This window comes from Methylopila turkensis (assembly GCF_027922325.1).
Taxonomy (GTDB): Bacteria; Pseudomonadota; Alphaproteobacteria; order Rhizobiales; family Methylopilaceae; genus Methylopila; species Methylopila turkensis.
Genome location: NZ_BSFL01000004.1, coordinates 66,535 through 87,565 on the forward strand (window position 1 = coordinate 66,535; position 21,031 = coordinate 87,565).

Annotated in this window: 20 protein-coding genes; 13 read left to right on the forward strand and 7 right to left on the reverse strand. The window is 71.4% G+C overall.

Features of this window, described 5'->3' with window-relative positions:
* Positions 1 to 23 precede the first annotated feature (23 nt).
* Both lptE and leuS read right to left on the reverse strand, forming a co-directional pair.
* Positions 24 to 578, reverse strand: a complete 555-nt coding sequence (gene lptE, locus PKE78_RS16720; RefSeq protein WP_271202067.1) for an LPS assembly lipoprotein LptE — start codon at positions 576 to 578, stop codon at positions 24 to 26.
* On the reverse strand, positions 565 to 3,171 hold the full coding sequence (gene leuS / locus PKE78_RS16725) for a leucine--tRNA ligase (protein ID WP_271202068.1): 2,607 nt from the start codon (positions 3,169 to 3,171) through the stop codon (positions 565 to 567). Before leuS ends, lptE begins: the two co-directional genes overlap by 14 nt.
* Before the next feature lie 183 nt (positions 3,172 to 3,354).
* Between leuS and PKE78_RS16730 the strand changes: the two genes are divergently transcribed.
* A complete protein-coding gene (locus PKE78_RS16730) occupies positions 3,355 to 4,035 on the forward strand; it encodes a YggS family pyridoxal phosphate-dependent enzyme (RefSeq protein WP_271202069.1) in 681 nt (226 codons plus the stop codon).
* 301 nt (positions 4,036 to 4,336) lie between these two features.
* A complete protein-coding gene (hmuQ, locus tag PKE78_RS16735; protein ID WP_271202070.1) occupies positions 4,337 to 4,666 on the forward strand; it encodes a heme-degrading protein HmuQ in 330 nt (109 codons plus the stop codon).
* 4 nt (positions 4,667 to 4,670) lie between these two features.
* Here hmuQ and PKE78_RS16740 read toward each other — a convergent pair whose 3' ends face one another.
* Positions 4,671 to 5,390: a tetratricopeptide repeat protein gene (locus PKE78_RS16740; protein ID WP_271202071.1), complete on the reverse strand. Its 720-nt coding sequence runs from the start codon at positions 5,388 to 5,390 to the stop codon at positions 4,671 to 4,673.
* A 56-nt stretch (positions 5,391 to 5,446) separates the two neighbouring features.
* Here PKE78_RS16740 and ggt point away from each other — a divergent pair, with 56 nt between their 5' ends.
* The 7 genes from ggt to pheT all read left to right on the forward strand — a co-directional run bounded on the left by ggt (position 5,447) and on the right by pheT (position 13,332).
* On the forward strand, positions 5,447 to 7,252 hold the full coding sequence (gene ggt, locus PKE78_RS16745) for a gamma-glutamyltransferase (protein WP_428981288.1): 1,806 nt from the start codon (positions 5,447 to 5,449) through the stop codon (positions 7,250 to 7,252).
* An 82-nt stretch (positions 7,253 to 7,334) separates the two neighbouring features.
* The gene (locus PKE78_RS16750; RefSeq protein ID WP_309299119.1) at positions 7,335 to 8,141 is read left to right on the forward strand and encodes a TSUP family transporter; all 807 of its coding nucleotides are present in this window, start codon (positions 7,335 to 7,337) and stop codon (positions 8,139 to 8,141) included.
* A 29-nt stretch (positions 8,142 to 8,170) separates the two neighbouring features.
* Positions 8,171 to 8,653, forward strand: a complete 483-nt coding sequence (locus PKE78_RS16755) for a hypothetical protein (RefSeq protein ID WP_271202072.1) — start codon at positions 8,171 to 8,173, stop codon at positions 8,651 to 8,653.
* 188 nt (positions 8,654 to 8,841) lie between these two features.
* Positions 8,842 to 9,039 (forward strand): 50S ribosomal protein L35, encoded by a 198-nt coding sequence (rpmI, locus tag PKE78_RS16760; RefSeq protein WP_020187175.1) that lies wholly within the window; start codon positions 8,842 to 8,844, stop codon positions 9,037 to 9,039.
* A 56-nt stretch (positions 9,040 to 9,095) separates the two neighbouring features.
* Entirely contained in the window at positions 9,096 to 9,470 is a 375-nt protein-coding gene (rplT, locus tag PKE78_RS16765) for a 50S ribosomal protein L20 (RefSeq protein ID WP_271202073.1), read from the forward strand.
* A 187-nt stretch (positions 9,471 to 9,657) separates the two neighbouring features.
* Positions 9,658 to 10,749, forward strand: coding sequence for a phenylalanine--tRNA ligase subunit alpha (pheS, locus tag PKE78_RS16770; protein WP_271202074.1), 1,092 nt, complete (start codon positions 9,658 to 9,660; stop codon positions 10,747 to 10,749).
* A 162-nt stretch (positions 10,750 to 10,911) separates the two neighbouring features.
* Positions 10,912 to 13,332, forward strand: coding sequence for a phenylalanine--tRNA ligase subunit beta (pheT, locus tag PKE78_RS16775; RefSeq protein WP_271202075.1), 2,421 nt, complete (start codon positions 10,912 to 10,914; stop codon positions 13,330 to 13,332).
* An 11-nt stretch (positions 13,333 to 13,343) separates the two neighbouring features.
* Here the strand turns inward: pheT and PKE78_RS16780 are convergent, their stop codons facing one another.
* Entirely contained in the window at positions 13,344 to 14,450 is a 1,107-nt protein-coding gene (locus PKE78_RS16780) for a response regulator (protein ID WP_271202076.1), read from the reverse strand.
* A gap of 230 nt (positions 14,451 to 14,680) precedes the next feature.
* Here PKE78_RS16780 and PKE78_RS16785 point away from each other — a divergent pair, with 230 nt between their 5' ends.
* The 4 genes from PKE78_RS16785 (at position 14,681) to PKE78_RS16800 (ending at position 18,572) form a co-directional block, all read left to right on the forward strand.
* The gene (locus PKE78_RS16785) at positions 14,681 to 15,616 is read left to right on the forward strand and encodes an AEC family transporter (RefSeq protein WP_271202077.1); all 936 of its coding nucleotides are present in this window, start codon (positions 14,681 to 14,683) and stop codon (positions 15,614 to 15,616) included.
* Between the two features lie 34 nt (positions 15,617 to 15,650).
* Positions 15,651 to 16,418, forward strand: coding sequence for an alpha/beta hydrolase (locus PKE78_RS16790; RefSeq protein ID WP_271202078.1), 768 nt, complete (start codon positions 15,651 to 15,653; stop codon positions 16,416 to 16,418).
* A gap of 92 nt (positions 16,419 to 16,510) precedes the next feature.
* On the forward strand, positions 16,511 to 17,284 hold the full coding sequence (locus tag PKE78_RS16795; protein WP_271202079.1) for a M48 family metallopeptidase: 774 nt from the start codon (positions 16,511 to 16,513) through the stop codon (positions 17,282 to 17,284).
* Between the two features lie 82 nt (positions 17,285 to 17,366).
* Entirely contained in the window at positions 17,367 to 18,572 is a 1,206-nt protein-coding gene (locus tag PKE78_RS16800) for a multidrug effflux MFS transporter (RefSeq protein WP_271202080.1), read from the forward strand.
* On the opposite strand, the gene trmB is transcribed toward PKE78_RS16800, so the two are convergent.
* From trmB to PKE78_RS16815, 3 genes are all read right to left on the reverse strand, one after another.
* Positions 18,553 to 19,242 (reverse strand): tRNA (guanine(46)-N(7))-methyltransferase TrmB, encoded by a 690-nt coding sequence (gene trmB, locus PKE78_RS16805; RefSeq protein ID WP_271202081.1) that lies wholly within the window; start codon positions 19,240 to 19,242, stop codon positions 18,553 to 18,555. The two genes, PKE78_RS16800 and trmB, sit on opposite strands and share 20 nt — an antisense overlap.
* A gap of 37 nt (positions 19,243 to 19,279) precedes the next feature.
* Positions 19,280 to 20,449, reverse strand: coding sequence for a methionine adenosyltransferase (gene metK / locus PKE78_RS16810; RefSeq protein ID WP_271202082.1), 1,170 nt, complete (start codon positions 20,447 to 20,449; stop codon positions 19,280 to 19,282).
* A gap of 100 nt (positions 20,450 to 20,549) precedes the next feature.
* Entirely contained in the window at positions 20,550 to 20,963 is a 414-nt protein-coding gene (locus PKE78_RS16815; RefSeq protein WP_271202083.1) for a helix-turn-helix domain-containing protein, read from the reverse strand.
* Positions 20,964 to 21,031 lie beyond the last annotated feature (68 nt).

Sequence of the window (21,031 nt, forward strand, 5' to 3'; positions counted from 1 at the left end):
GCCTGCGCCCGGCGTCCGCGGCGTCAACGGCCGGTGGCGAAGTACCCCTGCAGCCGGGTCCGGATCTTCTCGGCGATCTGCTGCGCCGCCCGGTCCTCGGCGTCGCGCTGGGCGCGGATGTCGGCGAAACGCTGCAGCGAGTAGTTGTAGGACGCGGTCGCGAACTCCTGGCCCTTGATGATGGGGTCGAGACGTCCGGCGGGCTTCAGGATGTAGTCCGCGGTTAGCGACACCGTACGCGTCTCGGGCTGGCCGGTGAACGGGTCCACGATCGGCGACTGGCCGCGCTGGCTCAGCGCGACGTCGAGCCGGTAGGCGATCGGTCCCGCGGCGTCGCCGCCGCGCAGCAGGAAGATCAGCTCGTTGCGCATCTTCAGGCCGACACGGCCCTCGATCGGCGTGACGTCGACGCGCTTGAGGTTGACCGCGACCGGGCCCGCTTCGCCCTTGGCCGACGACGCCTCGGGCGCGTAGACCGGACGGAAGCAGCCGGCGAGGGCGAGCGACAGGCCGGCGACGAGGCCGGCGCGGATCAGGGTGCGGCGCGCGGGCCGCAGCTCGATGTCAGGCGACGACATTCACGATCCTCTGCGGCACGACGATGATCTTGCGGATCGGCTTGTCGCCGACCGCCTTTGCGACGGCTTCGAGCTGGCGCACGGCCTTTTCGATCGAGGCGGCGTCCGCCTCGCGCGCGACGGTGATCTCGTCGCGTTTCTTGCCGTTGACCTGCACGGGCAGGGTGACGACGTCGGAGGCGAGCAGCGCGGGATCGGCCTTCGGCCAAGGCGTCTCGGCCACCAGAACAGAATGTCCGAGCGCCGCCCAGGCCTCCTCCGCCAGATGCGGCATGAACGGCGCCACGATCTGCACAAGGATTTCCGCGGCCTCGCGCAGCGCGAAGGCCATGTCGTCGGAGGCGTCGGCCTGCAGCGCCTGTCCCAGCGCGTTGGCGAGTTCGTAGGCGGCCGCGACGCAGCGGTTGAACCGCAGGCGCTCGATGTCCTCCTCGACGCGGGCGAGCGCGCCGTGCGCCGCGCGCCGCAGCGCTTCGGCCGCAGGACCCACGTTCGCCGGCGCCGCAGCTCCGGACGGCGCGCCCCGCGCGGCGGCCTCGTTGACCAGGCGCCACACGCGCTGCACGAAGCGGCTCGCGCCCTCGACGCCCGCCTCGGTCCAGATCACGTCGCGCTCGGGCGGGCTGTCGGACAGCATGAACCAGCGCGCCGTGTCGGCGCCGTAGGAGCCGAGGATGTCGTTGGGGTCGACGACGTTCTTCTTCGACTTCGACATTTTTTCGATCGCGCCGATCTCGACGGCGGAGCCGTCCGACAGGCGCGTCGCGGCGCGGGCGCCGCCGTCTTCGGAGATCCGGATGTCCGCCGGCGCGATCCACTGGCCGTCCGCGTCCCTGTAGGTCTCGTGGACGACCATGCCTTGCGTGAACAGGCCGGCGAACGGCTCGTCGAGGCCGACATGGCCGGTCGCCTTCATAGCGCGGGTGAAGAAGCGCGAGTACAGCAGGTGCAGGATCGCGTGCTCGACGCCGCCGATGTACTGGTCGACCGGCAGCCAGCGATCCGCGGTCGCCTTCACGGTCGGGGAGGCGGCCTTCGGGTCGGTGAAGCGGGCGTAGTACCAGGACGAGTCCACGAAGGTGTCCATGGTGTCGGTCTCGCGCCGCGCCGGACCGCCGCACTGCGGGCAGGGCACGTTGCGCCACGCGTCGTGCCGGTCGAGCGGGTTGCCCGGCTGGTCGAAGGTCACGTCGTCGGGCAGGCGCACCGGCAGCTGGTCGTCCGGCACGGGGACCACGCCGCAGGCGTCGCAATGGATCACCGGGATCGGGCAGCCCCAGTAGCGCTGGCGGGAGATGCCCCAGTCGCGCAGGCGCCAGTTCACCTTTCGGGCGGCGACCGGACGGCCGTTCAGCTCCGCGGCCTCCAGCCTGCGCGCGACCTCCTGGAACGCGTCGGCCGGGCGCAGGCCGTCGAGGAAGCGGGAGTTGATCATCACGCCGTCGCCGTCATAGGCGACGTTCTCGATCGTGACCGAGGCGGGGTCGGCGCCCTCGGGCGCGACGACCGGGGTCACCGGCAGACCGTAGGCCCGCGCGAAGTCGAGGTCGCGCTGGTCGTGCGCCGGGCAGCCGAAGATCGCGCCCGTGCCGTAGTCCATCAGCACGAAGTTCGCGACGTAGACCGGCAGCTCCCAGGACGGATCGAACGGGTGCGCGACGCGCAGGCCGGTGTCGTAGCCCTTCTTCTCCGCGGTCTCGAGCGCGGCGACGCTGGTGCCCGCGCGGCGGCACTCCTCGACGAAGCTCGCGAGCGCGGGATTGCCCTCGGCCAGAGCCCGGGCGATGGGATGGTCGGCCGACAGCGCGACGAAGCTCGCGCCGAACAGCGTGTCCGGCCGCGTGGTGTAGACCTCGACCTCGGAGGCGTCGTTGGCGCCCGCCACGGCGAACCGCACCGTCAGCCCTTCCGAGCGGCCGATCCAGTTCTTCTGCATGGTCCGGACCTTCTCCGGCCAGCGCGTCAGCCCGTCGAGCGCCGACAGCAGGTCCTCGGAAAAGTCGGTGATCTTCAGGAACCACTGGGTCAGCTCGCGCTGCTCCACCGGCGCGCCCGAGCGCCAGCCGCGGCCGTCGATCACCTGCTCGTTGGCGAGCACGGTGTTGTCCACCGGGTCCCAGTTCACCTTGGACTTGCGGCGGTAGGCGAGGCCGGCCTTCAGGAAGTCCAGGAACAGCTTCTGCTGCTGGGCGTAATAGTCCGGATCGCAGGTCGCGATCTCGCGGCTCCAGTCCAGCGACAGGCCGATCGCCTTCAGCTGGTCGCGCATGGTCGCGATGTTGTCGTAGGTCCAGGCCTTGGGATGAACCTTCTTCTCGATGGCGGCGTTCTCAGCCGGCAGGCCGAAGGCGTCCCAGCCCATCGGATGCATCACCGCGAAGCCCTTGGCGCGCTTGTAGCGCGCTACGACGTCGCCCATGGCGTAGTTGCGCACATGCCCCATGTGGATGCGCCCCGACGGATAGGGGAACATCTCCAGCACGTAGTAGTTCGGGCGCGGGTCCGCGGCGTCGGTCTGGAACAGCTTGCGCTCGTCCCAGCTCTTCTGCCAGCGGGGCTCGGCCTCTCGCGCGTCGTAGCGCTCGGTGGTCATGGGAATGTACGCCAGGTCTCGTAGGGTCACGCGATGCGACGGCGCAGGCCGCCGGGGCGCGCACGGTCGCGCGGACATTCGCCCGAACGGCCGTCCCGGGTCAACCGAAGCGCGCCGCGCGGGCCTTGAGAACGTCGGCGTCGCGTCCTATTGGCCACCCTTGGACGCTCACGGAACCCGATCATGACCGACGCATCGAACGCCCCCGCACGACTGGCCGCGGTCCGCGCCGCGCTCGCCAAGGCCGAACGCGCGGCCGGACGGCCGGAGGGCGACGTCGGGCTGGTCGCGGTGTCGAAGACCTTTCCGGCCGAAGACGTCGCGCCGGTGCTCGAGGCCGGGCAGCGGCTGTTCGGCGAGAACCGCGTGCAGGAGGCCAAGGCCAAGTGGCCGGCGCTGCGCGAGCGCTTCCCCGGCGTGGAGCTGCATCTGATCGGGCCGCTGCAGTCCAACAAGGCGGCCGAGGCGGTGGCGCTGTTCGACGTGATCCACACCGTCGACCGGCCGAAGATCGCGCAGGCGCTCGCCAAGGAGATCGCGGCGCAGGGCCGCGCGCCGCGGCTCTATGTGGAGGTGAACGTCGGCGGCGAGGCGCAGAAGGCCGGCGTCCTGCCGGAGGAGACCGACGCGTTCCTCGCCCGCTGCCGCGACGAGTTCGGCCTGACGATCGAGGGGCTGATGTGCATCCCGCCGTTCGACGAACCGCCGGCGCCCTACTTCGCGCTGCTCGACAAGATCGCCCGCCGCAACGGGCTGAAGGGCCTGTCGATGGGCATGAGCGCGGACTTCACCGACGCCGTGCCCTTCGGCGCGACGCTGGTGCGGGTGGGAAGCGCGATCTTCGGGAGCCGGCCGAAGCCGTAAAGCGAACCGGAGCGGGAGAAGGGTCGCTCGGGGTTGGAAAACGCCCCTCTCCCGTCCGATCGGATGCCGGTACGCTGAAACCTGATCCGGCGATGACGTCCGCAGCAAGCGGCGCGCCAGTCGTGGTGAACCACCCTTAACGCTAGCAGTAGCGTCCGGGCGTGGGCGACGCCCCAGATATCGATCGCTCCGCCATGGGCGTTTCGCATGGAGCGTCGCAATTTGCGAGGACGCTCGCATTTTGCGAGACCTGTCGCCCGGTCCGGCCGATCGGGCCGCCGACGCTTCGAGGGAGAACGCCATGTTCGTCGCCATGAACCGCTTCAAGGTCTTCGCCGCCGAGGCTGAGGCGTTCGAAACCGTATGGCGCGAGCGCGACCGGCATCTCGGCGAGGTGCCGGGCTTCGTCGCGTTCCACCTGCTCAAGGGGGCGGCCGACGGCGACACCGTGCTCTACGCCTCGCACACCATCTGGCGCTCGCGTGAGGATTTCGAGGCCTGGACGCGGTCGGAGGCGTTCCGCGCGGCGCACCGCAACGCCGGCCAGAACAAGCCGATGTACGCCGGCCATCCCCAGTTCGAGGGTTTCGAAGCGGTGCTCGAGGAGAAGGCGGGCCGCGAGGCCGCCTGAGAGGTCAGGCCGCGGGCCGGACGGCCTTCTGCGGCTTCGCGGGGCCTGCGCCTGCGCGGGCCTTCAGGCTCTGCACGAGCGCAAGGTTCGCGCGCACGCTCTCGTTGGCCTTGGGGCTCTGGGCGGCCATCGCGAGCGTCTGCTCGGCGCGGGCCAGATCGTTGTTCAGCGCGTAGGACAGGCCGAGGTTGGACAGCACCGAGGGCTCGCCCGGCGCGATCTTGAGCGCGGACTCGTAATAGGCGCGGGCTTCCGCGGACCGGCCGAGCTGGTCCAGCGCCGCGCCCTGCGCGTTCAGGATCCGCCAGTCGGGCTGTTCGGGAGTGTGGGCGTTGGCGAGCGCGTTCAGCGCGTCCTGATAGCGGCCGGCGTCGGCCAGCGCGCGCCCGTAGGCCCCGACGATCTGCTTCTGTTGCGGATGCTTGATGCTCGCGCTTTCGAGCACCGCGAGCGCCTGCGCCCGCTGGCCGAGCGCGCGCAGCGTGACCCCATAGGCGTAGGCCGTCGCGGCGTCATTGGGGTTGCGCTGGTAGGCGGCGGCGTATTTCTCGGACATCTGCCGGAGCCGCGCCTCGCTGGTCGCCGGCGTCGCCACCGAGCGCGAGGCGCTGGTCGGCAGGATCGATCCTGTCGTGTCGCGATCGGCCATGCAGCCGGCGAGGGCGGCGGCGAGCGTCGCCACGGCGATTAGGCGGCCGGCCTTGGCGCGCGCGCTGGACGTCATGACGAAGGCACCCCTAAGGTCGCAAGGTCCGGCAGGACCCCATGCCCCGGTCATAAATGGTTAACCCTAAGAGCTGGTTAACGGGCTCCGTCCGGAGGAGATTCGTGCGCGTTCCGATCGCCCGCCTCGCCGCCGTTTCGTTCCTTCTGGCGCTGGCCGCACCGTCGCCGGCCGAGGAGCGGACGGCGCGCTTCGACCATGGGCCGCCCGAGATCGCGAGCGGCTTCTCTGCGAAGCCGCTGGTCCGCGCCGAGCGCTGGATGGCCGTGACGGCGCATCCGTTGGCGAGCGAAGCCGCCGCCGACATCCTGCGCGCGGGCGGCGACGCGGTCGACGCGGCGGTCGCGGCGCAGCTCGTGCTGGGGCTGGTCGAGGCGCAGTCCTCCGGGCTTGGCGGCGGCGCCTTCGCGCTGGTGTGGCGCGCGCAGGAACGGCGGCTGACGACGCTCGACGGGCGCGAGACCGCGCCGGCGGCCGCGACGCCCGCGCTGTTCCTTGACGACGACGGCAAGCCGCTCGGCCGGCTGGAGGCCATGATCGGCGGCCGCTCGGTCGGCGCGCCGGGAACGCCGCGCCTGCTGGAGGCGCTGCACGCCAAGGGCGGGAAGCGGCCATGGGCGGAGCTGTTTGCGCCCGCGATCCGGTTGGCGCGGGAGGGCTTCAAGGTGACGCCGCGGCTCGCCGCGCAGGTCGCGGCCGACGCCTCCCGGCTCGCGTTGTCGCCGGCGACGCGGGACTACTTCCTTCCCGGCGGCCGCCCGGTCGCGGCCGGCGACCTGCTGCGCAATCCGGCCTACGCCGACACGCTCGAGGCGTTGCGGGACGGCGGCGCGGACGCCTTCTACGCCGGGCCGATCGCGGACGACGTGGTCGCCGCGGCGCGCTCCGCCGCCCGGCCCGGCGCACTCGCGGCCGAGGACCTGAGTCGCTACCGCGTGATCGAGCGCGATCCGGTCTGCGCGCCCTATCGCGTCTACGAGGTCTGCGGCATGGGGCCGCCCTCGTCCGGCGGAATCGCGATCGCGCAGATCCTCGGCATGCTGGAGCCCACCGACCTCGCGCGCCTCGGACCGGACAGCGCCGAGGCGTGGCGGCGGATCGGCGACGCCTCGCGCCTCGCCTTCGCCGACCGCGAGCTCTACGTCGCCGATCCGGCCTTCGCGCCGCAGCCGGTCGCCGGGCTGATCGCGCGCGAGTACCTGCGGGATCGCGCCCGCCTGCTGGAGCGCGGCCGCGCGCTCGACGCAGCCGAACCCGGCCGGCCCAAAGGGTCGCGCACGCTCAACCTCGCGCCCGGCCGCGCGCACGACGTTCCGGCGACCAGCCACCTGTCGATCGTCGACGCGCAAGGGAATGTTGTCTCGATGACGACCACGATCGAGGCGGGCTTCGGGTCGCGCCTGATGGCGCGGGGCTTCCTGCTCAACAACGAGCTGACGGACTTCTCCTTCCTTCCCGAGCGCGACGGCCGGCCGGTGGCGAACCGCGTCGAGCCGGGCAAGCGGCCGCGTTCGACGATGGCGCCGACGATCGTGTTCCGCGACGGCCGCCCGACGCTCGCGGTCGGTTCGCCCGGCGGCAGCCAGATCGTCGGCTACGTGCTGAAGACGCTGATCGCCCGTCTCGACTGGGGTCTGGACGTGGCGCAGGCCGCGGCGCTGCCGAACATGCTGAACCGCTACGGGCCGTTCGAACTGGAGAAGGGCACCCCCGCCGAGGCGCTGGCGGCGCCCCTGCGCCAGCTCGGCTTCGGGATCGAAACCGACGACCTGACCTCCGGCGTCCATGCGATCGCGATCGGGCCGCACGGGCTCGAAGGCGGCGCCGACCCGCGGCGGGAGGGGGTCGCGATCGGCGAATGAAGGCCGTCGCGTTTTCGGCGTCGCGGGTCTATGCCTCGGGCCCCGTCCCGCGCCGCGCCGGCGCAAGCTCCCCTGTCGACCCATGATCTCCCTGTCCATCGAGACGCTCGGACTGTTCGCGCTCGTCGGCCTGCTCGCGGGCGTCGTCGACGCGATCGCGGGCGGCGGCGGCTTGGTGACGGTGCCGGCGCTGCTGCTCGGCGGGCTCGATCCGGTGTCGGCGGTCGCGACCAACAAGCTGCAGGGCACGATCGGCACCGCCGCGGCGACCGCGCGCTTCGCGAAGGCCGGCATGCTCGAGATGCGCTCCCGGACGCTGTGGCTGCAGGCCGGGCTCGCCTTCGCCGGCGCCGTCCTGGGCTCCGCGCTGGTGTCGTTCGCGCCGGTCGAGGCGATGCGGACCGCGCTGCCGTTCCTGCTGGTCGCGGTCGCGCTCTACTTCGCCTTCGGCCCGGCGCTCGCCGACCTCGACGGCCGCGCCCGCATGACGCCGCTCGCCTTCGCCCTCGGCGTCGCAGCGCCGATCGGCGTCTATGACGGCGTGTTCGGGCCGGGCGCCGGCTCGTTCTACATGATCGCGCTGGTGGCGCTCGCGGGCCTCGGCGCGGTGAAGGCGGTGGCGCGCACCAAGCTGCTCAACCTGTCCTCGAACCTCGCCGGCCTCATCGTCTTCATCCTCGCGGGCCATGTGGTCTGGAGCGCGGGCCTCGCCATGGCGGCGGGCACGCTCGTCGGCGCGAGGCTCGGCGCCGGTCTCGCGCTGAAGCATGGCGTCAGGCTGGTGCGGCCGCTCGTCATCGTCGTCGCGCTTGCCCTCGCCGCGCGGCTGATGTTCGACTCCGGCCATCCCGTCGGCTCCGCCTTCTGGGCCGCCGTCTCCGCGCGCTGAAGAATAAAGGGTCCGCGATGCGTCACGCCTTGCCCCTCGCCGCCGCGCTTCTGGCGGTCGGGCCGGCCTTGGCCGGAGACGCGGAGCCATGCTCCGGCTTCGCCTGGGACGTCCGCGCGGACATCGCGGCGGTCGCCGCGGCGGAGATGACGCCGAGCGGCTCCGAGATTCGGCCGGCGCCCGCGACCGCCGTGCGGCTTCTGCTCGTCGACGCGGGCAAGGCGGGCTTCGCCCTGCCGCCGGAGCAGGCGCAGTCGCCGGCCGCCCCCGCCGGCACGCTGCGTTTCGTCGCGCGGGCCGGCGTCTGGCGCGTGACGACGACCGAACGCCTCTGGTTCGACGTCGTTCAGGACGGTCGCTCCGCGAAGCCGCTCGGCTTCTCGGGCGACCCGACCTGCGAGGGCGCGCGCAAGTCGGTGCGGTTCGAGCTGAAGGACGGTCCGGCGACGCTGCAGGTCAGCGGCTCGCCCTCGCGCACCGTGGGCGTCGCGGTGACCGCCGAACGCCCGTGACCGCGGCGCTGCGACAGGTCCGTTGCAAAGCGCGGGGCGCCCGCGTATAAGCCCGGCTTCCGCGCGGGCCCGGCCGGTTATGGGCTGCCGTGGCGCGCCCTTTTAACTGCTCGAAGCCTCGGGCCTGGCCGGCCTCCCTCGCGGGGGGCGGGCTGATCGCCGAAGGCTTCTCCTCATCGGAGAGCGAAATGCCCAAGATCAAGTCCAAGTCGGCGGCGAAGAAGCGCTTCCGCTTCACCGCGACCGGCAAGGTCATCTCCGCCCAGGCCGGCAAGCGCCACGGGATGATCAAGCGCACCAACAAGCAGATCCGCAATCAGCGCGGCACGACCATCCTGACGCCGCAAGACGCGCGGATCGTCCGGACGTTCCTGCCCTACGGCTGACGCCCTGCTGTTTCGAAGCGCTTTTCCCGAACACCTGAGACGAGAGATTTACGACCATGGCTCGCGTTAAACGGGGCGTCACGTCCCACGCCAAGCACAAGAAGACGCTTGAGGCCGCGAAGGGCTTCTACGGCCGTCGCAAGAACACGATCCGGGCCGCCAAGGCGGCCGTCGATCGGTCGATGCAGTACGCCTACCGCGACCGCAAGAACAAGAAGCGCACCTTCCGCGCGCTCTGGATCCAGCGCATCAACGCCGCGGTCCGCGAGCACGGCCTGACCTATTCGCGCTTCATCGACGGCCTCGCCAAGGCCGGCATTGAGGTCGATCGCAAGGTGCTCTCGGATCTCGCGATCCACGAGCCGGCGGCCTTCGCCGTGATCGCCGCCAAGGCCAAGGACGCGCTTCCGAAGGAAGCCGCCTCGGCGTGATCTGATCCGGCCACCGCGAGCGGCCGGCGTCAGGACAAACCTCGTCATGGTCCGGCTCGACCGGACCATCCATCTCAGGCGTAGAGCTCTGGGCCCGACATGGGTCCTCCGGTCAAGCCGGAGGACGACGCCGCGGGTGGGGTCGCTGTCGTCAAGACGCTGTACCCCTTAACGGAAGCGGCGTCGCATGACCGATCTCGACAGTCTCAACGCCCTCGAAGCCGACGTGCTGGCGCAGATCGCCGGCGCCGCCGACGAAGCCGCGCTCGAAGCCGTGCGCGTGGCGGCGCTCGGCAAGAAGGGCTCCGTCTCCGAAAAGCTGAAGACGCTGGGCGCCATGAGCCCGGAGGAGCGCAAGACCTTCGGTCCGGCGCTCAACGCCCTGCGCGACCGCGTGGCCGCGGCGCTGGCCGAACGCAAGGCGGCGCTCGCCGACGCCGCGCTGGAGGCCAGGCTCGCCTCCGAGCGGCTCGACGTGTCGCTCCCCGTGCGCGAGAGCGGGCTGGAGACCGGCCGCATCCATCCCGTCAGCCAGGTGATGGACGAGCTGACCGCGATCTTCTCCGCCATGGGCTTCTCGGTCGCCGAAGGCCCGGACATCGAGACCGACGAGCTCAACTTCACCGCGCTGAACTTCCCCGTGGGCCATCCGGCGCGGGAGATGCACGACACCTTCTTCCTGCCGGAGAAGGCGGACGGCGAACGCCTGCTGCTGCGCACGCACACCAGCCCCGTGCAGGTGCGCACCATGCGGAGCACGCAGCCGCCGATCCGTGTGATCTGCCCCGGCCGCACCTACCGCTTCGACATGGACCAGACGCACACGCCGATGTTCCATCAGGTCGAGGGCCTCGTCATCGACAAGGAGGCGCATCTCGGCCACCTGCGCTGGGTGCTGGAGGAGTTCCTCAAGACCTTCTTCGAGGTGCCGTCGGTCGAGCTCCGGTTCCGCCCGTCGTTCTTCCCCTTCACCGAACCCTCGATGGAGGTCGACGTCCGCTGCCGCAAGCTCCCCAACGAGGTGCGCATCGGCGAGGGCGACGACTGGCTCGAGATCCTCGGCTGCGGGATGGTCCACCCCAATGTGCTGCGCAACTGCGGCGTCGATCCGGACGTCTACCAGGGCTTCGCCTGGGGCATGGGGATCGACCGCATCGCGATGCTCAAATACGGCATGCCGGACCTCCGCGACCTGTTCTCGGCCGACGTCCGCTGGCTGCAGCACTACGGCTTCCGCCCGCTCGACTTCCCGACGCTGGCGGGCGGGCTGAGTTCGTGAGGCTCGTCGTCCTCCGGCTTGACCGGAGGACCCAGCTTTGGCGCAGGTCTCGGCGTTCAAGGCGGATGGTCCGGTCAAGCCGGACCATGACGAGTTCAATCCTAATCCGGCTCTGCGCTCCGCTTGGCCGGGATGACGCCGCAAGGCTCTAGGTCCGATCCGATGAAATTCTCCCTCTCCTGGCTGAAAGAGCATCTCTCCGGCGGCGCCGACCTCGTGGAGGTGACCGACACGCTGACCCGGGTCGGTCTGGAGGTCGAGCATGTCGAGGACAGGGCCGGAGAGCTGTCGGCCTTCGTCGTCGGCCATATCCTGGACGCCCAGCGCCATCCCAACGCCGACAAGCTGCAGGTCTGCTCCGTGGACATCGGCAAGGGCGCGCCGCTGCAGGTGGTGTGCGGCGCCCCGAACGCCCGCGCGGGGCTGAAGGTGGTGTTCGCCGCGCCCGGAACGGTGATCCCCTCGTCCGGCGTCAAGCTCGGCGCTTCCGAGATCCGCGGCGTCGCGTCCGGCGGCATGCTGTGCTCGGCGAAGGAGCTCGGCATTTCCGAGGAGAGCGAAGGCATCCTCGAACTGCCCGCGGATGCGCCGGTCGGCCGGCCGTTCGCGCCGCTCGTCGGTCTCGACGACCCGGTGATCGAGATCGCCGTGACGCCGAACCGGCCGGACTGCCTCGGCGTCCACGGCGTCGCCCGCGACCTCGCGGCGGCGGAGATCGGCGAGCTGATCGAGCCCGCGATCCGCCCGGTGCGGGGCGCGTTCCCTTGCCCGACCTCGGTGCGTTTCGAGTTCGGCGACACGGAGCCGCTGTCGCCCTTCTTCGCGCTCCGCCTCGTGCGCGGCGTCCGCAACGGCCCGTCGCCGGACTGGCTGCAGCGCCGGCTGCGCAGCATCGGCCAGAAGCCGATCAACGCGCTGGTCGACGTCACCAACTACCTGACCTTCGACCGCGGCCGCCCGCTGCATGTGTTCGACGCCGCCAAGGTGACGGGCGACCTCGTCGTGCGGCGCGCCCGCGCCGGCGAGAGCCTCCTCGCGCTCGACGGCAAGACCTACGCGCTCGACGAGAGCATGTGCGTGATCGCGGACGACGCCGGCGTGCAGTCGATCGCGGGCGTCATGGGCGGCGCCGCCACGGGCTGCGACGAGGCCACCACCGACGTGCTGATCGAGAGCGCGCTGTGGGACGCGCTCAACATCGCCCGCACCGGCCGGGCGCTGAACGTCCATTCCGACGCCCGCCACCGCTTCGAGCGCGGCGTCGATCCGGCCTTCGCGCTGCCGGGCCTCGACTTGGCCACGGCGCTCATCCTCGAGATCTGCGGCGGCGAGGCGTCTGAGATCACGGCCGCCGGCGAGGTTCCCGAGCGCGACCTGATCATCGATTTCCCCGTCTCCGAGGTGAAGCGTCTCGCGGGCCTTGGCGTGGCGGCGGCCGAAGTGAAGGCGCCGCTGACGCTGCTCGGTTTCTGGGTGACCGGCCAGGGCGACCACCTCAAGGTGGCCGTGCCGAGCTGGCGGCCGGACGTGTCGGGCAAGGCCGACCTCGTCGAGGAGGTGGTGCGCATCATCGGGCTCGACCGCGTCGAGGCGACGCCCCTGCCGGCGGGCGCCAGCGTGGGCGGGGCCAAGCTCAGCCCGGTGCAACGCCGCGCGCGCGTCGCCCGCCGCACGCTCGCGGCCCGCGGCATGGTCGAGGCCGTGACCTGGTCCTTCGTCTCGAAGGCGCAGGCGGAGACCTTCGGCGGCGGCAAGCCCGAGCTCGCGCTGGCGAACCCGATCGCGGCCGACCTGTCCGACATGCGGCCGAGCCTGCTGCCGGGCCTGATTGCGGCCGCCCAGCGCAACGCCGACCGCGGCCTGCCCGACTCCGCGCTGTTCGAGGTGGGCCAGGTGTTCTGGGGCGACCGTCCCGAGGACCAGAAGATCGCCGCGACCGGCCTCCGGCGCGGCACCGCCAAGGCGCGTGGCGCCGGGCGGCACTGGGGCGAAGCGACCGCGCCGGTCGACGCCTTCGACGCCAAGGGCGACGCGCTGGCCGCGCTCGCCAATCTCGGGCTGCAACCCTCTGCGGTGCAGATCGTGCAAGGGTCCGCGCCGGCCTGGTTCCATCCCGGCCGGTCAGGGCTGCTGCAGCTCGGCCCCAAGGTCGTGCTCGGCGCCTTCGGCGAACTGCACCCCCGCACCCTCGCGGCGCTCGGCGTCTCCGGTCCGCTGGTCGGCTTCGAGCTGATCCTCGACGCGCTGCCGCAGCCGAAGGCCAAGCCCACGCGCGCCAAGCCGCCATTCGAGGGCTCGGCGTTCCAGCCGCTGTCGCGCGACTTCGCCTTCGTGGTGGACCGCGACGTGGCGGCCGGCGAGCTGATCCGCGCCGCGCAGGCGGCGGAGCGCAAGCTCGTCACGCGGGTCGACCTGTTCGACCGCTACGAGGGGCCCGGCGTGCCGGAGGGCAAGGTCTCGCTCGGCCTCGCCGTGACGCTGCAGCCGCGCGAGAAGACGCTGACCGACGCCGAGATCGAGGAGATTTCGGCCCGCATCGTCGCGCAGGTCGCGAAGGCCACCGGCGCGACCCTGCGCGGCTGACGCAGCCGGCGTCAGCCCGCTTTGGCGCGCGCCGGGGCGGCCGGCGCGATCGCGGCCCAGAGTTCGGCGACCGAGAGCGGCTTGACCACCACCGCGTCGACGCCGGCGCGCTCGAACGCCGTGATCTCGTCCTCGAACGCGCGGGCCGTCACGCCGACGATGCGGATCGCGCTCGCCGGCGCCGGGAGGGCGCGGATGGCGCGCGTCGCGGCGAGGCCGTCGAGCCGCGGCATGGTGGCGTCCATCAGCACGAGGTCGTAGCCGCCGCGCGCGACCGCGGTCACCGCCGCCTCGCCGTCCGTCACCATGTCGCAGCTCAGTCCGAAATGGTCGAGCAGCGTTCCGATGACCCGACGGTTGATCGCGTTGTCCTCCGCGACCAGCACATGGGGGGAGGGAGCCGCAGGCGCCGGCCGGGCCGCGCCGAGGCGCAGCACGACGCCGACCTCCGCGCCGCCGGCGGGCCGGTTCACGGCCTCCGCCTGCCCGTCCATCGAGGCCGCGAGCTCCGCGACCAGCGCAAGCCCGAGCCCCGCGGCGCCGCGGGATTCGGCGCCCTGCACGAAGGGTTCGAACAGGCGTTGGGGCTCGTCCCCGAGGCCGCGGCCGGTGTCGCGCACCGAAAGACGCAGCGTCACCGAGGCCGCGTCGCCCTCGACGCGCTCGAGCGCGAGCTCGACCGCGCCGCGCTCGGTGGCGCGCAGGGCGTTGTCCGCGAGATTGTCCACGATCTGGCGCAGCGCGCCCTCGTCGGCGAGCACGCGATCGGGCACGCCCGGCCCGCGGGTGACGCGGAAGCCGACGCCCTGCAGCGCGGCCCGCGCCGCGATCGGCGGCGCGACGCGCGCGAGAAAGGCGTCGACGTCGAGCTCCTGGGCCTTAGGCGCGCGCTCCGCGACGCCGAGCAGGGTGCTCGCGACGCCGAGCAGGTGCTCGGCCGAAGCCTTCAGCGCGCTGGCGTGGCCGCGCGCGGTCTCCGAGAGCTCTTCGGCCAGCAGCAGTTCGGCGAGCGCGAGGATGCCGCCGAGCGGGGTGCGGATTTCGTGAGCCGCGACGGCGATGCGGCGCGCCGGATCGGGCGCGTCTCGGTCGTCGAAAAGGCTCGCGGTCGCGGTCATGCGGCAGGCGTCTCGTTTTCGGGGGGCGGCGTTCGTCGTCCGGCGAAAGTGACGTTCAGGCTTTAAGGATGGGCTAAGCCGATCGCGGAATACATGGTGTTTCACCCCTCATCCCCAGCGGGGTAGGCCTGCGGCGTCCTGCGTTGACCCCTAGCGCCTCAACGCGTATCGCATCGGACGATCCTTCGCCGTCCCCAACTGCTCGCCGGTTCGCCGGCGTCCGGCCCTCGATGTCCCAGCTCATCGCCATCGTCCTGCCGACCTTCGGGCTCATCGCGCTCGGCTTCATCGCGGCCCATCTGAAGCTGCTCGGCGATCGCGCCGGCGACGGCTTGTCGGACTACGTGTTCCTGATCGCGGTGCCGGCCCTCATTTTCCGGACGCTGGTGGGCGGGGGGCCGATCGGCGACAACCCCTGGGGCTACTGGGTCGCCTATTTCGCGGGCGTGGCGGTGGTCTGGACCCTCGGCATGCTGTTCGCGACCCGGCTGTTCGGGCGCGACCGGCGCGAGGCCGCGATCCACGGCTTCGCGAGCGGCCAGTCCAACACCGTGCTCGTCGGCGTGCCGCTGATCCTTCAGGCCTATGGCGACGCGGGCGCGACGCCGCTGTTCCTGCTGCTGGCGATCCATCTGCCGATCATGATGTCGACCGCCGCGCTGCTGATCGAGGCGGCGTCGTCCGAGGGGCGCAAGCTCAAGATCGCGACCGGTCTCGCGCGCACGATCGTCACCCACCCGATCATCCTCGCGCTCGCAGCCGGCGTCGCCGCGAAATCGGCGGGCGTGCAGCCCACCGGCGCCGCGCTCTCGATCGTGGACCAGCTCGCCGCCACCGCGAGCCCCTGCGCGCTCGTCGCCATGGGCGTGGCGCTGAAGCGCTACGGCATGCTGAGCGACCGCCTGCCGGTGCTGGCGATCAGCGGGCTGAAGCTGGTGCTGCACCCGTTCCTGGTCTGGGTGCTGGCGGTGCATATCCTGCCGGTGCCGCCGGTCTGGGCCGGCGTCGCGGTGCTGTTCGCGGCCATGCCGTGCGGCATCAACGCCTATCTCGTCGCGGCCCGCTACAAGGTCGGCGAGCGCACGGCGTCGGCCGCGGTGGCGGTGTCGACGGCGCTGTCGGTCGTCACCGTGTCGGGCTGGCTCTGGGTGCTCGGGCTTGTCTGAGCCCCGCGCCGCGCATCATCTGGGAGGAGACGTCATGGCCGAACCGGAACGCCGGACGCTGACGGTGGGGCAGGGCGCGGCGGCGCGCGAGATCGCGGTTCTCCATCGTGCGGGGGAGGGCCCCTGCGTGGTGTGGCTCGGCGGCTTCCGCTCCGACATGACCGCGACCAAGGCCAGCGCGATCGACGCCTGGGGCGCGCGGACCGGCCGCGCGGTGCTGCGGATCGACTATGCGGGGCACGGCGCCTCCAGCGGCCGCTTCGAGGACGGCACCATCGGCTCGTGGCTCGAGGACGCGCTCGCCGCGATCGAGGCCTTCGCGGAGCCGGCGCCGGTGCTCGTCGGTTCGTCCATGGGCGGCTGGATGGCCCTGCTCGCGGCGCGGCGGATGGCCCGGCCGCCCTCGGCGCTGGTGCTGATCGCGCCGGCGGTGGATTTCACCGAAGACCTGATGTGGGCCCGCTTCTCCGACGAGGTCCGTCGCGAAATTCTGGAGACGGGCCGCTGGATGCGCCCATCGGAGTACGCGCCGGGTCCCTATCCCATCACCCGCGCGCTGATCGAGGAGGGCCGGCGCCACCTCCTGCTGGGCGGCCCGATCCGGGTCGGCGCGCCCGTGCGCATCCTGCAGGGCATGTGCGATCCGGACGTGCCGTGGGAGCACGCCATGCGGCTGGTGGAGCTGCTGGCCGACGACGACGTCGTGGTCACGCTGGTCAAGGACGGCGACCATCGGTTGTCGCGCGATGAAGATATCGGGCGCCTGATCGCGGCCGTGGACGGCGCGGGGGCAGGGGCCTGAGGGGGCTCGCCTCGCGGGAATCGGCGCAGGTAAAGTCGCCAGCGTCCTGATTCGCCGTCGTGGTCGACGGCGATCCGCTACCGACGGTCGTCATGTCCCTGCTTCGCGTCTTCCGCTCCCTCCCGTTCCAGTCGCGCCCCGACCCGCGGCTCGTCGGCGACGCGCTGGTCGTCGACACGCGGCTGGGCCAAGTCGCCGTCTCCATCCGGCGCAGCGCGCAGGCGCGACGCATGACGCTTCGCGTGCGCACGGCGGCGCGGGACGTGACGCTGACCCTGCCGGCGCGGACGCCGCTGGGCGCCGCGCGCGACTTCGTCGAGCGCCATGTCGGCTGGATCGAGCAGCGGCTGGCGCGGCTGCCCGAGCGGGTGCCGTTCGTGGCCGGTGAGACCGTGCCGCTGCGCGGCCAGCCGCACCGGATCGCGTTGCGGGAAGGGGTGCGCGGGGTCGTGCGGGTGGAGCTTGGCCTGCGCGGCGACGAGCCCATCCTCGCGGTGCACGGCGCGGCGGCGCACATGTCCCGTCGGGTGACCGATTTTCTGAAGCGTGAGGCGCGGCGGGATCTAGCGGCGGCCGTCGCGCGCCACGCTGCGGCGCTCGGCGTCTCGGTCGGGCGGATCTCGCTCAAGGACACAACGACGCGCTGGGGCTCGTGCTCGGTTTCGGGCGATCTCGCGTTTTCCTGGCGGTTGATCCTCGCGCCGGCCCACGTGCTGGACTATCTCGCCGCGCACGAGGTCGCGCACCGCAAGGAGATGAACCACGGTCCGCGCTACTGGGCGAACGTCGCCCGGCTCGTGCCGGATTACGAGCGCTCCGAGGCCTGGCTGAAGGCGCACGGGGCGACGCTGCACCGCTACGGCTGAGGCCCGCGCCTCGAAGCGCGGCGCCTGCGCGCTATGTGAGCGACCTCCGGCGCATGCCGCGCCCGCCTTTCGATCTCACACGATGCTCCTGCGACCCGACACGCTCGCGCTGACCGCCGTGCTCGCCCTGCTGACCGCGGTCGGGCCGCTGGCGATCGACATGTATCTGCCGTCGCTGCCGCACCTGACGGCGGCGCTCGGCGCGAGCCCGGCCGGCGGGCAGATGACGCTCTCCGCCTTCCTGCTGGGCTTCGCGCTCGGCCAGATCGTCTACGGTCCGCTGTCCGACGCCCGCGGGCGCAAGCCGACGCTGCTCGCGAGCCTCGCCCTGTTCACCTTCGGCAGCGCGCTCTGCGCGGTCGCGCCCTCGATCGAGATGCTGATCGCCGCGCGCTTCGTGCAGGCGCTCGGCGGCGCGGGTTCCGTCGTGCTGGCGCGCTCGATCGTGCGCGATCTCTATTCCGGGCCGCGCGCGGCCCGCGAGCTCGCCCGCATGGCGACCATCCTCGGGGTGGTGCCGGCCGCGGCCCCGCTCATCGGCGGCGTGCTCGAGACGCAGTTCGGATGGCGCGCGACCTTCGCGCTGCTGACCGTGGTGCTGGGCCTCGAGATGCTGGTCGTCGCCGCTCTGCTGCCGGAAACGCTGCGCGTACGTGCGTCGTCGCTGAGCGTGCGCGCCGCGCTCGCGAGCTACGGCGTGTTGCTGCGGCACAAGGGGTTCCTGTCCTATCTCGGGCTCACGGTGATCGCCTTCGGCGGCCTGTTCGCCTACATCTCGACCTCGTCCTTCATCCTGCAGTCGGTCTACGGGCTGTCGGAGATCGCCTATGGCGCGGCCTTCGCGATCGGGGTGATCGGCTTCATCGGCGGCACGCTGACCGCCGGGCCGCTGGTGCGGACCCGGGGGCTCGACGGCGCGATCGGCGTCGGCTCCGCGGCGGTCGCCTGCGGCGGGGCGCTGATGCTGGCGCTCGTGCTGTTCGCGCCGCCGACGCCGGCGTCGATCGTCGTCCCGATGATGGTCTATCTGTTCGGGGTCGGGCTCGTGATGCCGCAGAGCATGGCTTCGGCCCTGCAGCCGTTTCCGGAGCGGGCGGGCGCGGCGTCGTCGCTCGTCGGTTTCTGTCAGATGGCGTTCGGGGCGCTGGTTGGGATCGCGCTCGGGCGCACGCTCGGAGGCGGCGTGCTGCCGCTGCCGGTCACGGTCGCGTTCTTCGGCGTCGCCACGCTGGCGCTGTTCCGCCTGTCGCGCGACGCGCGGCGGGGGGTCACGTCCGTCGGAAGATGAGGTAGCTGCCCCTGCGGCCCTCGCGGATCGCCTTGGCCTCGTAGCGCGTGCCGGGCCAGCCGGCCCAGGGCTCGCGCCAGTCCGCGGCGCGCTCCGCGGTCCATTCGAAATCGGGCGAGCGCCGCACGTGCTCCAGCGTCCAGGCGACGTAGGTGTCGATGTCGGAGGCGAAGCGGAACGGCGCGCCGGGCTTCAGCACGCGAGCGATGCGGGCGAGGTTCTGGTCGGAGACGAAGCGCCGCTTCCAGTGCCGCGTCTTGGGCCAGGGATCGGGATAGAGCAGGTCGACCCGCGACAGCGACGCCTCCGGCAGCGCATCGAGCAGCTGCGTGGCGTCGTCGTCGAACAGCCGGACGTTCGTGAGCCCGAGACGGGCGACGCCGTCGAGACCCTTGGCGAGGCCGGCGAGGAACGGTTCGACGCCGATGAAGCCGGTCGCCGGATTTGCGGACGCCTCGTGCAGCAGATGCTCGGCGCCGCCGAAGCCGATCTCGAGCCGGATGTCGTCGACCGGATGCGGGAACAGGCGCGCAAGGTCGGCGGGAACGGACGCAGGGTCGACCCGCAGCCGCGGCAGGTCGCCGGCGATCAGGGCCGCGCGGCCGGCGCGGAGCGGTTTGCCCCGTCGCCGGCCGAAGAACGAGCCCTCGTAACGCTCTTCGTCGGACATGCTGACCCTGGTCGACGCCCGACGCGGCGCTTCAGTCTCAGAACTGCGACTTGAGAGCCTCGGCCAGGTCGGTCTTCTCCCAGGAGAAGCCGCCGTCGGCGTCGGGCTCGCGACCGAAATGGCCATAGGCGGCCGTGCGGGCGTAGATCGGCTTGTTGAGCTCAAGGTGCGTGCGGATGCCGCGCGGGCTCAAGGAGATGATCTCGCTCAGCACCTTCTCGAGCTTGGCCTCGTCCACTCGGCCGGTGCCGTGCAGATCGACATAGATCGACAGCGGCTCGGACACGCCGATCGCGTAGGACAGCTGGATGGTGGCGCGGTCGGCTAGGTCGGCCGCGATCACGTTCTTGGCGAGGTAGCGCGCGGCGTAGGCGGCCGAGCGGTCGACCTTGGTCGGGTCCTTGCCGGAGAAGGCGCCGCCGCCATGCGGGGCCGCGCCGCCGTAGGTGTCGACGATGATCTTGCGGCCGGTCAGGCCGGCGTCGCCGTCCGGACCGCCGATCACGAATGAGCCGGTCGGGTTCACGTGCCAGACCGTCTCGTCGGAGATCCAGCCCTCGGGCAGGGTCTCACGGATGTAGGGCTCCACGATCGCGCGGATGTCGGCCGAGGACTGGTTCTCGTCGGTGTGCTGGGTCGAGAGCACGATCGAGGTGACGCCGACCGGCTTGCCGTTAGCGTAGCGAACGGTGACCTGGCTCTTGGCGTCCGGCCCGAGCGTCGGCTGCTCGCCGGAATGGCGGACTTCCGACAGCCGCTTCAGGATCGAATGCGCGTAGTGCAGGGGCGCCGGCATCAGGCTCGGCGTCTCCTTGCAGGCGTAGCCGAACATGATGCCCTGGTCGCCGGCGCCTTCGTCCTTGTTGCCGGAGGCGTCGACGCCCTGCGCGATGTGGGCGGACTGGGCGTGCAGGTGGCAGGCGATGTCGGCGTTCTTCCAGTGGAAGCCGTCCTGCTCGTAGCCGATGTCCTTGATCGCGGCCCGGGCGGCCTCGATCAGCTGGTCCTTGGTGACGCTTTCGGGACCGCGCACCTCGCCCGCGATCACGACGCGGTTGGTGGTGCAGAGGGTTTCGACGCCGCAGCGCGCCTCGGGTTCGGCGCCGAGATAGATGTCGACGATCTCGTCGGAAATCCGGTCGCTGACCTTGTCGGGATGTCCTTCGGAAACGGATTCGCTCGTGAACAGATAGTCAGCGCGGGCCAATGCTTGCTCCCTGACCGAAAAGAACGACGGAAACGTTCGATCTAACGAACGTTCCGTTCTTCGCAGATGCGAACATTCCGGTCAAGCGAACGGCCTGGTCTCAGGCCGCCGGCTTGGTCGCGTCGGCCAGCGCCGCAACCAGATCCACGATTTTGCGTCGCACCTTGGAATCGCCGATGCGCACGAACGCCTTGTTGAGCTGCAGGCCCTCGGTCGTGGTGAGGAAGTCGACGACGTAGTCCGAGCCGGGCGCTTCCGCCATGCCGGGCGTGGTCGGCTCCGACCCAGGGGCGTCGTCGAAGAAGTAGGAGACCGGAACGCCCATCACCGTGGCGATCTGCTGCATCCGGCTAGCCCCGATGCGGTTGGTGCCTTTCTCGTATTTCTGGATCTGCTGGAAGGTGATGCCGAGCGCTTCGCCGAGCTTTTCCTGACTCATACCGATCAAGACACGCCTCATTCGAACCCGACTGCCGACATGCTTGTCGACCGGGTTCGGCGTCTTCTTAATCATAACTTTCTCCTCGCAGATCTCGCGTGCGGCGTCACCCCCCGCCGTACAACCCCAAAATAGACCGCGCG